This is a genomic window from Bradyrhizobium oropedii, from assembly GCF_020889685.1.
Taxonomy (GTDB): Bacteria; Pseudomonadota; Alphaproteobacteria; order Rhizobiales; family Xanthobacteraceae; genus Bradyrhizobium; species Bradyrhizobium oropedii.
In genome coordinates this window covers 1-1,166 of the sequence record NZ_JACMYO010000440.1, presented here as the reverse complement: position 1 = coordinate 1,166, position 1,166 = coordinate 1, and the positions used below count along the sequence as shown (strand labels likewise).

Below are 1,166 nucleotides of genomic sequence, written 5' to 3'. Positions count from 1 at the left end.
TCCCGCTCATCGAACCGGACATGCAGATCTCCCGCATCCGGCTCTCGGACAAGACTTCACGCCTTCACCCACGGCACGTCGTGCCCAAGCCGGCATAGGCGTACGAGCTCGAAGTGCCCGTAGAGGTGCGGGAGTGGATAGGTCCCGCCCTTGCGTCGCCTGACCTTGTGCTTGATGCGCAACCACCGGCGCAACCGCACAGCGGTGTAATTGTCGATCGTCCGATACGCCTTGTTGACGGTGCCAACGCTGAAGTAGTTGGCCCATCCGCGTAGCGCGCGGTTCAACCGCCCCACCAACTCCGTGGTCTCTTGCCAGGTACCCGTTCGGTCGGTCAGAACATGGACGTTCTCGACCATGCGCCTGATGCTTTTCTTTGATGGCCGGTGACCCAGGCGGGCCTTTCCGGTTCTCGCTGAGTACATCCGCCCAAACGTGTATCCCAGGAAGTCGAACTCACCTTCCGGCACCTTGCAGATTCGTGTCTTCTCCTCGTTCACCGTGAGCTTCAGCCTGCCCATGATCTCGCGCAGTCGTTGCAGCGCCTCATCGGCGGTGCTTTTCCGGCACAGGATCACGAGGTCGTCGGCGTAATTCACGATGCGCGTGCCGAGGCTGTGCTCCAGCCCGAGCTTCTTCCAACCCAGCACAAACCGACGCATGTAAAGGTTCGCCAGTAGTGGGGAGATGGGTGAGCCTTGCGGGATGCCACGCCGCTTGTCCCGAGCCTCGGTCGTGCGTGTCTTCCGTCCTCGATCGTCGGTTTCTTCCACGGGGCACTCCAGCCACATCTTGATCAGATGCAGCACGCGCCGATCAACAATTCGGCGCGCTACCGACTCTAGGAGTTCGGCATGGGGGATGCTCCCGAAGTAGTCCGCGAGGTCGGCGTCGACGACTTCCGGATGGCCTCGGAACAGCAGCCCTTCCACCTCGATCACCGCCTGCTGGGCGTTTCGCCCGGGACGGTACGCATACTGTTCTGGTGGAAGGTCGGCTTCAAAGATCGGTTCCAGCACCAGCATTGCTGCTGTCATGCAGACCCGATCCCGCACGGTCGAGATGCCCAGCGGCCTGAGTTTGCCGTTGGCCTTCGGTATGAACACTCTTCTGATGGGGTCCGGTCGGTAAGTCTCTTGCCTGAGAGCAAGCGCCAGTTCGCCAAG

Annotated in this window: 1 protein-coding gene; it reads right to left on the bottom strand. The window is 61.3% G+C overall.

Annotated elements, in window-relative coordinates:
• Positions 1 to 56: 56 nt before the first annotated feature.
• Positions 57 to 1,166 (bottom strand): group II intron reverse transcriptase/maturase (ltrA, locus tag H8A95_RS43150; protein ID WP_229188467.1); only part of this gene is annotated, 1,110 nt, incomplete at its 5' end.